Annotated in this window: 11 protein-coding genes; 4 read left to right on the forward strand and 7 right to left on the reverse strand. The window is 61.4% G+C overall.

The genetic code is table 11. The features are described 5' to 3' along the window. Positions 1 to 166: 166 nt before the first annotated feature. From PQU92_RS11130 to lgt, 5 genes are all read right to left on the reverse strand, one after another. On the reverse strand, positions 167 to 1456 hold the full coding sequence (locus tag PQU92_RS11130; RefSeq protein WP_272748294.1) for a hypothetical protein: 1290 nt from the start codon (positions 1454 to 1456) through the stop codon (positions 167 to 169). A 476-nt stretch (positions 1457 to 1932) separates the two neighbouring features. Further along, complete coding sequence (locus tag PQU92_RS11135) at positions 1933 to 2868, reverse strand: ribose-phosphate pyrophosphokinase (protein WP_272748295.1); 936 nt, start codon at positions 2866 to 2868, stop codon at positions 1933 to 1935. A gap of 123 nt (positions 2869 to 2991) precedes the next feature. Next, a complete protein-coding gene (gene pgeF / locus PQU92_RS11140) occupies positions 2992 to 3771 on the reverse strand; it encodes a peptidoglycan editing factor PgeF (protein WP_272748296.1) in 780 nt (259 codons plus the stop codon). A gap of 160 nt (positions 3772 to 3931) precedes the next feature. Further along, positions 3932 to 5017 carry a class I SAM-dependent methyltransferase gene (locus PQU92_RS11145; RefSeq protein ID WP_272748297.1) on the reverse strand — a complete coding sequence of 362 codons (1086 nt, stop codon included), beginning with the start codon at positions 5015 to 5017 and terminating at the stop codon, positions 3932 to 3934. Beyond that, on the reverse strand, positions 5004 to 5921 hold the full coding sequence (gene lgt, locus PQU92_RS11150; protein WP_272748298.1) for a prolipoprotein diacylglyceryl transferase: 918 nt from the start codon (positions 5919 to 5921) through the stop codon (positions 5004 to 5006). Before lgt ends, PQU92_RS11145 begins: the two co-directional genes overlap by 14 nt. A 142-nt stretch (positions 5922 to 6063) precedes the next feature. Between lgt and PQU92_RS11155 the strand changes: the two genes are divergently transcribed. The 3 genes from PQU92_RS11155 (at position 6064) to proC (ending at position 7808) form a co-directional block, all read left to right on the forward strand. Then, entirely contained in the window at positions 6064 to 6288 is a 225-nt protein-coding gene (locus PQU92_RS11155) for an accessory factor UbiK family protein (RefSeq protein WP_272748299.1), read from the forward strand. A gap of 1 nt (position 6289) precedes the next feature. Then, positions 6290 to 6823 carry a type III secretion system chaperone family protein gene (locus PQU92_RS11160; protein WP_272748300.1) on the forward strand — a complete coding sequence of 178 codons (534 nt, stop codon included), beginning with the start codon at positions 6290 to 6292 and terminating at the stop codon, positions 6821 to 6823. A gap of 184 nt (positions 6824 to 7007) precedes the next feature. After that, positions 7008 to 7808 (forward strand): pyrroline-5-carboxylate reductase, encoded by an 801-nt coding sequence (gene proC / locus PQU92_RS11165; RefSeq protein WP_272748301.1) that lies wholly within the window; start codon positions 7008 to 7010, stop codon positions 7806 to 7808. 72 nt (positions 7809 to 7880) lie between these two features. On the opposite strand, the gene PQU92_RS11170 is transcribed toward proC, so the two are convergent. Continuing rightward, positions 7881 to 8981 (reverse strand): phytase, encoded by a 1101-nt coding sequence (locus PQU92_RS11170; RefSeq protein WP_368407104.1) that lies wholly within the window; start codon positions 8979 to 8981, stop codon positions 7881 to 7883. Between the two features lie 196 nt (positions 8982 to 9177). On the opposite strand from PQU92_RS11170, the gene PQU92_RS11175 reads away from it, so the two are divergent. Then, entirely contained in the window at positions 9178 to 11895 is a 2718-nt protein-coding gene (locus PQU92_RS11175; RefSeq protein WP_272748302.1) for a TonB-dependent receptor, read from the forward strand. A gap of 101 nt (positions 11896 to 11996) precedes the next feature. On the opposite strand, the gene PQU92_RS11180 is transcribed toward PQU92_RS11175, so the two are convergent. Further along, entirely contained in the window at positions 11997 to 12890 is an 894-nt protein-coding gene (locus PQU92_RS11180) for a DUF4349 domain-containing protein (RefSeq protein WP_272748303.1), read from the reverse strand. Positions 12891 to 12983: the final 93 nt, after the last annotated feature.

Consider the following 12983-nt stretch of genomic DNA (forward strand, 5'->3'; position numbering starts at 1 on the left):
ACGCTAAAGCCTGAATAGGCAACCGTCGAAAACGGGGAATTTCGCGGTTTTTTCGCCGTCATTTGGCATCATTCGGGCCAAAAAGCCAAAAAATCCCTCAGGGCGTTTCATGGGCCGTCCTGAGGGATTTTCAAGCTTTACTGAGATGTGAGCCCCGAGGGGGCGCTTAGCTCTTTTTCTTGGCGGGGGCCTTGGCCGGAGTCTTGGTGGCGGTTTTCGTGCTGGCCTTGGCCGAGGTCTTCTTGACCGGGGGCGGCGTGATGTACGGCTTGGCATTGACGTACTTCATCTGCTCGGTACCGTCGGCATTATAGGCCACCTGACGCTTGGGCGTAAGGTCCAGCGCATTGGACGACAGTTCGCCGATGCAGTTGCCGGTATCCATCAGAATATGCTGACCGATGCAGAAGACGTCGTCGAAATGGAAGCGCGACGCCGCCAGACACTGGTTCAGCATCAGTTTCGATTCGCCGAGGCAGCGCGGGCTGGCGCCGTCGTTCAGCATGGCGGTGACGGCCTCTTCGTTGGCGCCGGTGCCTTCGCCGAGGATCGAGATGGCGGCGATGGCCAAAGCGCGGTTGACGCCGGGCGTATAGGGCTGGTTGAACAGGGTTTCACGATCGAAATTGGCGGGCATGATCGCCTTTTCGTCGAGCGTCAGGCCCGCACCCGATGACGCCCCCTGCGCAGAGCTGGCGTCGCTGGACGGGACGACATTGACCCCGATGGCGGTTTCGCCGGTCGCACCGCCGGTCGAGGCCTTGGTGATCAGGCCTTCACCGGTCAGGGCCGCGACCAGAAGACGCGAGCTTTCGTCGCTGACCACGCCGCGCGTCGTCGTGGACGACATCTTGGTCGCGGTCAGGCGGGCGGCGGGATCGGTGACGACGCCCTTCGACCAGGCCTGCTTCTGGATCGTATAGGCGTTCTGCTTCACGGCCGAGCCGCGGGCATAGAGCATTTCGCCATCGGACGAGAGGGCGAGGATCACGCGGCGGGCAGCGATATTGGCGCCGGGAATGGTGGCGGCGTAGGCCGGATTGGCGAGGATCTTGTTGACCAGATCGCGGCGGGCGGTCTCATCGGCGGCATAGCCGCGCAACTGCGAGCGGAAGGCCGGTTCCTGCATGGCGACGATGGCGGCATAGGCGATGGCGCCACGACCCAGTTGCTTGGGCTCATAAGAGGCCCCCTGTTGCAGCTTGGTCTGAACCATGGCGCCGTCGGCGAAATCCGTACCCATTTTGCGCGCGCTGTCGATATAGGCGACATAGATCGAGGCCGCATCGGAGATGCCCGGAGCCAGCGAGACCGGCGGGCCGGCGGGGGCGGGCGGTGGCGGAGCGGGCGGCGGTGGGGGCGCTTCGGTCTGACAGGCGGCCAGACTCAGGGCCATGATCGAGGCGGTAAAGGTCATCAGCCACGGCTTGAGGGCGGCTTTCGGTTTAGCGGTCATACTCTGTGTACTCCTCAAGCTGTCGAAGCTTATATGGTCGCGTCGCAATGGGATGTGGAGGCCGCGCTCTGAAAGCGCATAAGGCATCCATAAAAATATCGTATGGCAATGGTGTGAACCAAACCCCGTCCGGAGGGCATGATAACCGCAAACCGGACCTTCACAAGGCCGTTTGTCCAAATTCACCTTACGCTAGAAATCCCCATAAAAGCGCCAAAAATATGGCTTTTTTCATGAGGAGGCTGCGTGAGTCGGGGGAATGTGGAAATAACATCTTCGTGATATCGGGCGGCGTTTTAGCCTGCCGAAGAGGGTTAAATTAACCTTAAAAACAAATAAAAAAGACGCCCTTTTCAGGGCGTCTTCATAGGTCAATGATTGCGCGCTCAAAGGCGCTTCACATCAATCGAACAGCTTCGACACGGACTCTTCGTTGGCGATGCGGCGGCCAAAACGTTTGAGAAAGCGATCCGCCGCTAATCGAAAAGTTTGGATACGGACTCTTCATTGGCGATGCGGCGGATCGCTTCGCCGATCAGGGGCGCGACGCCGACGATGCGAATCTTGGGGTGGTTGCGGATGTTTTCCGGCACCTCGATCGAGTCGGTGATGACCAGTTCCTTGAGCACCGAGCCTGCCACGCGGTTGATGGCTTCGCCCGAGAGGACGCCGTGGCTGATATAGGCCGACACTGACTTCGCGCCGCGATCGATCAGGGCCTTGGCGGCGTTGACCAGCGTGCCGCCGGAATCGACGATATCGTCGAACAGGATGCAGTCGCGGTCGGTGACGTCGCCGATGATGTTCATCACTTCGGATTCACCGGCGCGCGGGCGGCGCTTGTCGACGATAGCCAGGTCGCCGCCGAGGCGGTCGGCCAGGGCCCGGGCGCGAACCACGCCGCCGACGTCGGGCGACACGACCATGATCTGACGCGCATTGTCGTAATGGTCCTTGATATCGCGGGCCATAAACGGGATGGCGACCAGATTGTCGGTCGGGATGTCGAAGAAGCCCTGAATCTGACCGGCATGCAGGTCCATGGTCAGGACGCGGTGGGCGCCGGCGCGGGTGATCAGGTTGGCGACCAGCTTGGCCGAGATCGGGGTGCGGCCGCCGGTCTTGCGGTCCTGACGGGCATAGCCGAAATAGGGGATGACGGCGGTGATGCGCTTGGCCGAGGCGCGGGTGAGCGCGTCGATGCAGATCAGCAGTTCCATCAGGTTGTCGTTGGCGGGATAGCTGGTCGACTGAATGACGAAGACGTCCTCGCCGCGCACGTTTTCGTCGATGGTGACGAAGATTTCCTTGTCGGCAAAGCGCTCGATGCGGGCTTTGGTCAGGGGCACGTCGAGATAATTGCCAATGGCCTGAGCGAGAAGGCGATTGGAGTTTGCGGACAGCAATTTCATGGGGAACCTGTGTGGGCGGCAGGGGAAAAGACATGAGGCGTCTTAATTTGCGGCGCTTTTAACAGGTGCGGCCTCAGGGGCAACCCCGATTCGTCGTAAATTCGTAAAAAAGGCCGGACGGCGTTATGGGCGCAACATGATGGCGCTGATAAGGCGACCGTAATCCGGTTCCTGCCGCAGGAATCCGCGGCGGTTGGAATGGAACAGGGCCTCTTCGGCGCAGGTGTCGTGGCCGGTCGCCGCGATCTGCGTCAGGCCAAGGCGCTTCAGTCGCATCAGGCAAAAGCCGGGCAGGTCGAACCAGCGTTTGTCGGCGGTCTTGCCGGCAATGAAGAAGGCGGTGCTGTCGGGGTCCTGCGCGCGGAAGGTCTCTTCGTAGTCGGCGGAAACTTCGTAAGAGGCCTGCGCGATGCACGGGCCGACGACGACGCGCAGGTGTCTGGGGTCTGCGCCCCTGGCGAGCAGGGCGTCAAATTCGGCTTCGATCATGCCGCCGAGTGCGCCTTTCCAGCCCGCGTGGCAGGCACCGATGACACTATTGACCGGATCGGCCCATAGCAGCGGTGCGCAATCGGCGGACAGGGCGCCGATGACGAGGCCGGGTGTGGTGGTAACCAGGCCGTCGGCTTCGGGGCGTGTATCGTCGGGCCACGGTCCGTCGACGGTGACGGCGATCTTCGAATGGACCTGATAGCAATTGAGCAGACGGTCTTCGGGTTGGTCGAAGGCCGCGGCGACGCGACGGCGGTTCTCGAAGATGTTCTCGCGCGTGTCTTTCGAGCCCTGCCCGACGTTCAGCGACTCGTAGGGGAAGGGCGACACCCCGCCGTGCCGGGTGAAGAAGCCGTGCTGGATCGTGGGCAGGTCAAGCAGAGGGTGCAGAAGGCGCGGGGGGAGGGACATAGGAACTCGTTGGTTAGGCCCCCACCACCGCATCTCTTTGCTTCGCAAATTCGTGCGGTCCCCCTCCCCAGCAAGCTGGGGAGGTAAAGAATGGGTGCGTTTTCATCCTCCCCTGCGATAGCGGGGGAGGTGTCAGCGTAGCTGACGGAGGGGGCAAAATCTATTCGCTCAGTTGAATCGCTTCAAGTCCGGGCAGGACCAAATCCGGTGACGACATCGCCATCACCTTGAACAAGTCACCCATTTCATCCGCCGCAATCAACCGGTGGACCTGACGGGCCAGCTTGTCCGTCTGCGCCGGGTTCTTTGCGCGCAGGGCCTCGAAGCGCTCGATAATCCCCAGTCGTTGCAGGAAAACGCCCTGCGGCGTGATCTGGCTCACCGTCAAGCCCATATTCAGCGCCGTCACCGCCAGCGCCGGGAAATCCGCCCACTGCGTCAGGTCGTGCGCACCGGGCTTGGCCAGCGGGTCGGTCTTTTCGTGTTTATGCAGCGCCTGAAGCGTATCGCCGGGTTCCGGACGGTCGCGGCCATAATCGATCAGCAAGGCTGCGCCGGAGGCTTCCTGAAGGAGCGCGCCCAGAGATTCGACGAAGCGGTTCTGCGCGGGCGAGACTTCACACACCTGACCGATCTCGGCCGCAAACGGGGCTTTGAAATCCTCCGGCGCGGGGACAAGGCCGATGATCAGATTACCGTCGTGCAGGCCGACGCAGCGCTCGAACCAGCCATCGTCGGTCAGTTGAAACTGCCGCGCGGGCAGGCAATCCAGCACCTCATTGGCGACGACGATCAACGGCGCGTCGGTCGGCAGGTCGTGCAGATGGTCATGATAGAGGATGTCGCCCAGCTTCTGTGACTGCACGGCGCGCAAGGGTAGGGACGGTTCGACCAAGGCAATCTCGGCGGCGGCCTGAAAGGCAGGCATCAAACGGAAACTGCGCAAAAGATCGCTCATCAGCGTGCCGTCGCCGGGGCCGATTTCGACCACACGAACTTTCGCGGGCGCGCCCATGTCCTGCCAGACCTGCATGACCCACAGGCCGATGAGTTCACCGAACATCTGCGACACCATCGGCGCGGTGATGAAATCGCCGCCTTCGCCCAGCGCCGGACGCGTCGAATAGTAGCCGGCCTGCGGATCGAACAGACAGGCCCACATATAGTCGGGAATGGTCAGCGGGCCGTCGAGCCGGATCTGCTCGATCAGTCTATCTTTAAGCCCCACCACCTTAGGCAAGTCCATCGGGCGCTTTCGTTTCCGGCTTTTCAGCAACGGGTTCCGGTTCGACCCACACGCCGGTCGGCTGGGTCTTGCCCTTGAGCGCCCGCCAGATGAACCAGCCGCCGGCAATGACCATCGGCAGGGACAGGATCATGCCCATGGTGATCGGGCCTTTCAGCCATTCGTACATCTGGGCGTCGGGATTACGCACGGTCTCGACCACGATGCGGCTGAGGCCATACCCGGCGATGAACGTGCCCATGATCAGGCCGGGCTGTTTCAGCTTCTTATAGACGTGCGTCAGGGCGAAGATGACCCCGAACAGCAGCAGGCCTTCGAGCGCGGCCTCATAAAGCTGGCTGGGGTGGCGCGGCAGATAGCCGGCGTAGCAGCGGCCATAGGCATCGACGGCGGTATATTTGTTACAGAAGACCATGCCCCACGGTACGTCGGTCGTCCGGCCCCACAGTTCACCATTCACGAAGTTGGCGAGGCGGCCGAAAAACAGGCCGATCGGTGCGGCGATCGACAGCATGTCGCCCAGCGTCCACGGGCTGATCTTATGCTTTCGGGCATAAAGCACACCCGCGATACAAACCCCGATAAAGCCGCCGTGGAAGGACATGCCGCCTTCCCAGACCTTGAAGAATTGTAGGGGATTACGCAGGATCGGCGCCAGATCGTAGAACAGCACATAGCCGATCCGCCCGCCCAGAATGACCCCCAGCGCCATCCAGATAATCAGGTCTTCGAGGTTCTCGTTCGTCACCGGCGCACGGTTGCCGGGCCACAGGGTTTCGCGCTTAATCAACTTAGTTAGATAGTACCAGCCGAGCGCGATCCCCGCCACATAGGCCAGCGCGTACCAGCGCAGCGCCACGGGCCCGATCTGGAAGATGACGGGATTGATATCAGGCAAAGTCATGCGCGTATAAACCTGTGAACTCTCGGTCCAGACCTAAAGGAATCATCGAAGGGCCGCAAGAATCGTGAAAAACTTTATTTCATCGGTCACAGGGTCTATAGGACGCGGCTGTGACATCCTTATTAAGACAGGGGTTCTTCCCATGCAGTCGAAAAATCCGTTCCTCGACGAATTCGCCAAGCTGTCGACCAGCGCCATGTCGCTCGCTCAGGCCGCCGGTGATGAAGCCAAGGCCGCGTTCCGCGCGCAGGGCGACCGTTTTGTCGCCGATATGGACCTCGTGCGTCGCGACGAACTGGACGCGCTGAAGGCCGAGATCGCCGAACTGCGGGCCGAAATTGCCGCATTGAAAGGCGGCAATCAGTAAGATGGACTTGCCGCACGCTGATTTCAGCGACCACATGTCCGACCCGCTAGACATGGTCGAGACCATTTTGGGTGACGAAGGCCTGACCTTCGAACGCACGCCGGACGGTGAGGTGGTGTTTGCGCTGGCCGGCGACTGGAAGACCTACGACATGTGGTTTTCGTGGCGGCCGGAAGGCGATTGCCTGCAACTGTGCACGGCGCTCGACATCCGCTTCGATCCGCCGAAGGTGCCGGGCATTTACGAGTTGCTGTCGCTGGTCAATCAGCGCGTCTGGTTCGGTCATTTCGAGGTCTATCAGGACGAACTGCTCAATACCGACGACGGTCAGCCGGTCGCCGATATCGTCTTTCGGCACACCCTGGTGTCGACGCCGATGGAGCGCCCCGGGCAGATTCAGACCGCCCATATGATCAATTCGGCGGCCGAAGCCGTCGATCGCTTCTATCCGGCCTTTGATTTCATGCTGCGCGGCGCTAAAACACCGTCTGATGCCATGGCGGCCTGTCTGTTCGAGACGGTCGGCGAGGCCTGATTAAATCCCTCCCTGCGAACCGGGGAGGGGGGACCATATTGTGCTCAAAAAGCGAAGCGTTAGCACGCTTCTAAGGGCGGTGAGTGGGGCAAGCCACGCAAAGAAAGATGCCCCCTCCGTCTGCTCATTTCATTCGCAGCCACCTCCCCCACTAACGCAGGGGAGGATGTTCGAGGAGATACCCATGCTGGCGAAACCCATTCTTCTGGTCGGTGCGGGGGCGCTGGGCTCGGCGATCCTCAAGGGGATGCGTGTGGCGGGACACGTCGCGCCGCAGGATGTGATCATCCTGGATCTGACACCGGGCGAAGAAGCGCAAAAGTATGCCGGTCTCGGCGCGCGGCTTAATCCGGGTCCCGAGGTGTGGTCCGAGGCGTGGACCGTCATTCTAGCGGTCAAGCCGCAAAGCTGGCGTGGCGCGGCGCAAATTCTCAGCGGTAATCTGAATACAGGCGCGACCCTGGTGTCGGTCATGGCCGGGGTGCGCACGGACGACCTGTCCGCTGTCTTTGCGCCCCTGAGCGTGGCGCGGGTCATGCCGACGACGGGCGTGGCCACCGGCAAGGGCGTGGCCAGCCTGTTCTCAGGCGACGGCAAGGCGCTGCAAGCGGCGTCCGACCTGTTTGCGCCCATGGCCTCGACGGTGGTGCTCGATCACGAAGGGCTGATCGATGCGGCGACGGCGGTGTCGGGCTCAGGCCCGGCCTATGTCTATGCCTTTGCCTCGGCGCTGGAAAGCGCGGGCCTGGCGACGGGTCTGACGCCTGCCGATGCGAAGACTCTGGCGCGGGCGACGCTGATTTCGGCGGTCAATCTGCTTGATGCGACCGGCGAAGAACCCGAAGACCTGATCCGGAAGGTGGCCTCGCCCGGCGGCACGACCGAGGCAGCGCTGAAGGTTCTGCGCAAAGAGGGCAAGGGTCTCGACGAGCTGATCAAGGCTGCGGTTCTAGCCGCACAGAAGCGCTCGCAGGAACTGGGCTGATTTAGATCCGCCGCACCCTTTCAGGATTGCGCGTGTTAAGGGGTCAAGGGGCCTGAGGCCCCTTGCCTTTGCTTACTTAATCTGAAGCTTCGCTTCGATCTCTTTCCAGTCAACGATCTTGAAGTTCTGACGGCCTTCGACGACGGAGGGCGCTTCACCCGGCGTGTCCATATCGTCCTGCATGACGACGACGCCCTTGCCATAGGGGCCGACCGGCCCACCGAGCGCGGCAACGCCATCCGTGCCGGTCACCGCATCGATGCCATTACCCGGAAACACCGAGAAGCGGCCCTGATAGACCGGCGCGCCATCGATCCGCCAAACGGCGAAGGCCGAATCGCCCTGCGACGAGGCGATGAGGAAGGTTTTGTCGCCGTCGCGCAGCAGAGTCAGGCCCTCGGCATCGGCTTTCACGATTTCCGACGGCAGGCTGACCAGAGCCGTGCGCGCCGAACCGGTGGCCGGGTCGAGGCTATAGATCCAGATGCCGACATTTTCTTCGGCAATATAAAGTTTCTGGGTCTTGTCATCGACGACGCAGCCTTCGGACTGCGTGCCGACGTTGAAACGGCGGGTCTCGGTGAGGACCGGCTTGCCATCGATGACCTTGGCGGTCGCCTGAGCCACATCGCCGTTCTTGCCGATCATGACGGTGACGAGATCACCAGTTGTCGTCTTACCGAGGCAAAAGCCGTAAGCCTCCGAGGTCGCCAGCGGCGCGAAGCCCCAGTCGCTGGTTTTCAGCGTCTTGGTATCCAGCTTGAAGAAGCGCACGCCGTTGCCGACGCGGTCAGAGGCGGCCACAACGACCGGCAGACCCAGCGCGTCGTTGCGCAGATCGACATTGTTCATCGGTCCGACAGCGAGGAAGTCGTTCACCTTGCCGTCGATCGTATAGCTGTACAGACCGGCCTTCTTGTCGGTGCCGTAGATAACGACGCGCAACGGGTCGGACGGATCGGCCCAGATTTCCGGATCGTCGGCGGCATCGAGATTGGCCGTGCCGACGGCGACGGTTTCCACCGCGGCCAGAACCGGTGTGCCGGTGCCCTGAGTCATCTTCGCCGAGTCGGAAACGAGTTCGGAATGCACGCAGCCGCTGAGAGCGCTGCAAAGTAAAGCACCAGTGGATGTTGTCACAAAAGCTTTATAAAAATGCCGAAAATCCATCATAAATCCTCATATTTGCCAAATTTGACGCTTCATAGCAATATTTTCGGATTTTGCACTTCAATTTGACTGAAATAAAAGTCGATATTTTGGACACAGTGTGTGCAAGGATTAAGATTGTCGCCACATTTGTTATAAAACTGTCACGCCCCCTGAGTATCAGCCCGCCTCAAGTTTAACCTGCCTGATGGGGCCACTTATGTTTTCGAAGTTCCGTTCCACCCGCCTGAGCGTTGCCCTGCTGGCAACGACGGCGCTTGTTTCCGGCACCGCCGCGGTCGCCGCCGATGCCGCTGACGATGTCACCGAAGTGACCGTCGTCTCGCGCCGTCCGCTGGCCGAATCCGACGCCGCCGCGCTCAAGGTGCAGCGCAATTCGGACTCGCTGGTCAGCGTCCTGTCGGCCGACGAAGCCGGCAACCTGCCGGACCAGAACATCGCCTTCGCCATTGGTCGTCTGCCGGGCGTCGGTCTTGAGCGCGACCAGGGCCAGGCCCGCTACGTCAACCTGCGCGGCATGCCGCGCAAGTGGGCGACGATCTCCTTCGACGGCCTGAGCGTCGTGTCGGCCGAAGGCCGCGACTCGCGCTTCGACAACATCCCCTCGGCCATCGCTTCGCAGGTCATGGTTCAGAAGGCCATCGTGCCGTCGATGCCGGGCGATACGGTCGCCGGCAATATCGACATCCGCACGCGCCGCGCCTTCGATTACAAGGGCCAGAAGATTTCGGGCAAGCTCGGCATCGGCCGCGTCGAACTGGGTGGCGGTGAAGAGATCGACTCGAACCTCGTCTATTCGAACATCTTCATGGGTGGCAAGCTGGGCATCGTGGCTCAGGGCTCCTACTACCGCCGCAACATGGCGACGGAAAACTGGGAAGTCGATCCGTACCTGACGCAGCGCGCTGCCGCGCCGGGCAAGACCTTCGCCCGCGAGTTCGAGTACAAGAACTACCGCCTGACGCGTTATAACTCGTCGGCCTCGCTGCGCGCCGATTACAAGATCGACGAGAACAACACGCTGTTCGCCTCTTCGATCTGGACCATCTTCAAGGACGACGAACTGCGCGACAACTGGATCGTCCGTCTCGATCAGGGCACCAACGCCGCGGGCGTCGCCTACAATTCGGACGCCAACTTCACGGCCGCCGATCCCAAGTTCGGCACGGTCTATGGCGCGCGTCTGAACGCCCGCGTCGATTACCGCGACTCCGAAGAAATCCTTGCCACCAACACGGTCGGCGGTGAGCACAAGAACTGGTACGGCTACGACGTGTCGTGGCGCCTGAACTATACGGCTGGTCTGAACGGCGCTGACACCCCGGTGACCGCAGCCTTCCAGAGTCCGTCGACCTTCACCGACCGCCCGACCGCCGTCTATGATTTCCGCAACGGCGAACAGAATATCGTTCGCCTGTACCGCACGACCGGCACGACCTCGGCCCGTGTTCAGGGCGACCGCGTTCTGGCCGCCGAAGAATTCAACACGCCGCTGCAAACCTTCGGCCGTAGCGCCGGTGGTGAAACGACGCAGGCCTATACGGCCAAGGTCGATTTCGATCGTCAGAGCGAACTGTTCGGCCTGCCGACCAAGATCGAATTCGGCGGCCTCTACACCAGCCGCAACAAGAAGAACGAGCTGGAAACCTATACAGCGACCCCGACGACGCTCGCCGCCAAGGGTCTGGCCGTGCCGACCTGGGCGACGCTGGCCATCGACGACCCGTACAAGGGCAAGCAGGTTCTCGGCTATACCTTCCGCTATACCAACCAGGGCCTGACAAACGGCCTGATGGACAGCTACATCAATACCGGCGCGGCCGTTCGCGACAACGCCGCCTCGACGACCAACTACTGGAAGGTCGGCGAAGACCAGATCGCTGCCTATCTGATGGCGACGACGACCTTCGACTGGGGTAACATCGTTTACGGCACCCGCGTCGAAAAGATCAAGAACGACGGTCAGGCCTATGTGAACTTCAGCGCGACTTCGACGGCGGATTACCGTCTGGTCAGGACCTCCAGCGACGACACGCTGTTTTACCCCAGCGCGCACCTGAACTGGAACGTCACGGACAAGCTGAAAGCGCGCTTCTCGCTGAACCGCACCGCGTCGCGTCCAGACTATGACGACCTGCGTCCGAACTACACCTATTCGGACTCCAACCAGACAGTGTCGGGCGGCAACCCCAACGCCAAGCCGGAAAAACAGACGGGCTTCGACGCCTATCTCGAATATTACGGCGAGACGGGCTTCCTGTCGGCGGGCTTCTTCTACAAGGACATTCAGGACGTCCTGTTCAGCCAGGCAGGTACCTTCGGTTCGTCGGTCCTGAATTCGGGCACCACGGATCGTTCGAGCTACACCCTGACGACGCTGCGTAACGGCGGCGACGGCAAGCTGTCGGGTGTCGAAATCTTCGCCTCGCAAAGCGCCGAAAAGCTGGTTGAAGGTCTCGGCTGGCCGGAATGGCTGGGCGGCTTCGGCGTCAAGGCGTCGGCCACCCTGTCGGACTCCGAAGTCACCGTCCCGTCGGTCGGCGGCGTTCCGGCTCGCAAGGTCTCGCTGCCGGGCACCTCGGACGGCGTTTATAACCTGCAGATGATCTACGAAAAATACGGCCTGACCGTCCGTCTGGCCTATCAGTACCGCACGACCTGGATCCAGGACATCGGCACCTATACGCTGGTGGGTGGCGCTGTGGTTCCGACCGACAACGGCGACGTCTACTGGGACGACGATGAAGAAGTCGATCTGTCGGTCCGCTATCAGGTCAGCAAGAATCTGGAATGGTTCATCGACGGTTCGAACTTGCGCAATCAGGGCGCCCGTCGCTACGGTTCGGTCTCGACCAACCCGATCGAGTTCGAAAAGTTCGGCCAGCGCTACGTCACCGGCCTGCGTTTCAACTTCTAATTCCGAAGGGTGGGGAGGCCCGGGATATCCCGGCCTTGATCCCGGAAAGAAAGCGCCTGTCTCCCCACGGAGGCAGGCGCTTTTTTCGTCAGGCCCGATGTTTAAGCTTGGCCCGGACGGGTCGTCCTGGGCTTACGGTTGCGGCGCGCCCACCATACGATGGGCGCGGCGACCAGACCGATCGGCAGCAGGTAACCGAAAACGGTAATCATCACCGTCAGGACCGACACGAAATTTGGCCCCAGATTGCCGATGGCGGCGCTGAACGGTGCCCAGGTCCCCTTCAGGGCGACCGCGGATGCCGGTGTATAGGTCAGGGTCAATTGCGACATGGCCACGCGCTTTTTCATCGTCGCCAGAGACGTCTGCGCCGCATCGATACCGCTCTGGACCTCGGCCAGTTCGCGGCGGATGTCGGCGACCTCGGTTAACTTGCCCTTATGGGTGCGCAGGGTCTGCTGAAGGTTGTCGCGCAGGGCGATCTGGTTTTTGATATGGGCTTCACGGTCGATCATCGCCACGCTGAGGTCTTCGGTGGCGATCTGCTGGGTCTCGATCTGGCCACCGACAGCCTTGAGTTCGTTGGTGAGGTTCTTGCGGAACAGGCCGATCCACTGCGGCGTGGCGCGCAGAACCAGAGTGTGCTGGGCCTGCCCGTATTCGCTGCCCGTTCGTGTGTTGAGCGACAGAACCTGACAGGTGGCCGGACCGGCGACGGTGCAGGCCTCCTGATGGCCGGTGACCATATCCTGTAGGTTCTTTTCCGGGGCGCTGAGGCCGAAGCTGTAATCATAGGCCAGTTGCGGAATCGACGGGGCTTCGGTCTTAGGGGCGGAGGGTGCGCCTTCGACCGTCGGGGCGGTATCGGCCATGGCATCGGCGGGCGTGGTTTCTTCGGCCATGGGCGCTTCTTCGGCGGGTTTGGAGCAGGCGGCCAGAGACATCGACAACAGCAGAACGGCGGCGAGGGCGGACGCAGACTTTTGACGCAACATGATGAACTCCCCAGTATGAATGATGCAGGTCACCTCGACCTGTGCCATCAGTTTCGCGCTGGCATCACGGCATTTTCACGACAAAATCACGAA

This window comes from Asticcacaulis aquaticus (assembly GCF_028550415.1).
Taxonomy (GTDB): domain Bacteria; phylum Pseudomonadota; class Alphaproteobacteria; order Caulobacterales; family Caulobacteraceae; genus Asticcacaulis; species Asticcacaulis aquaticus.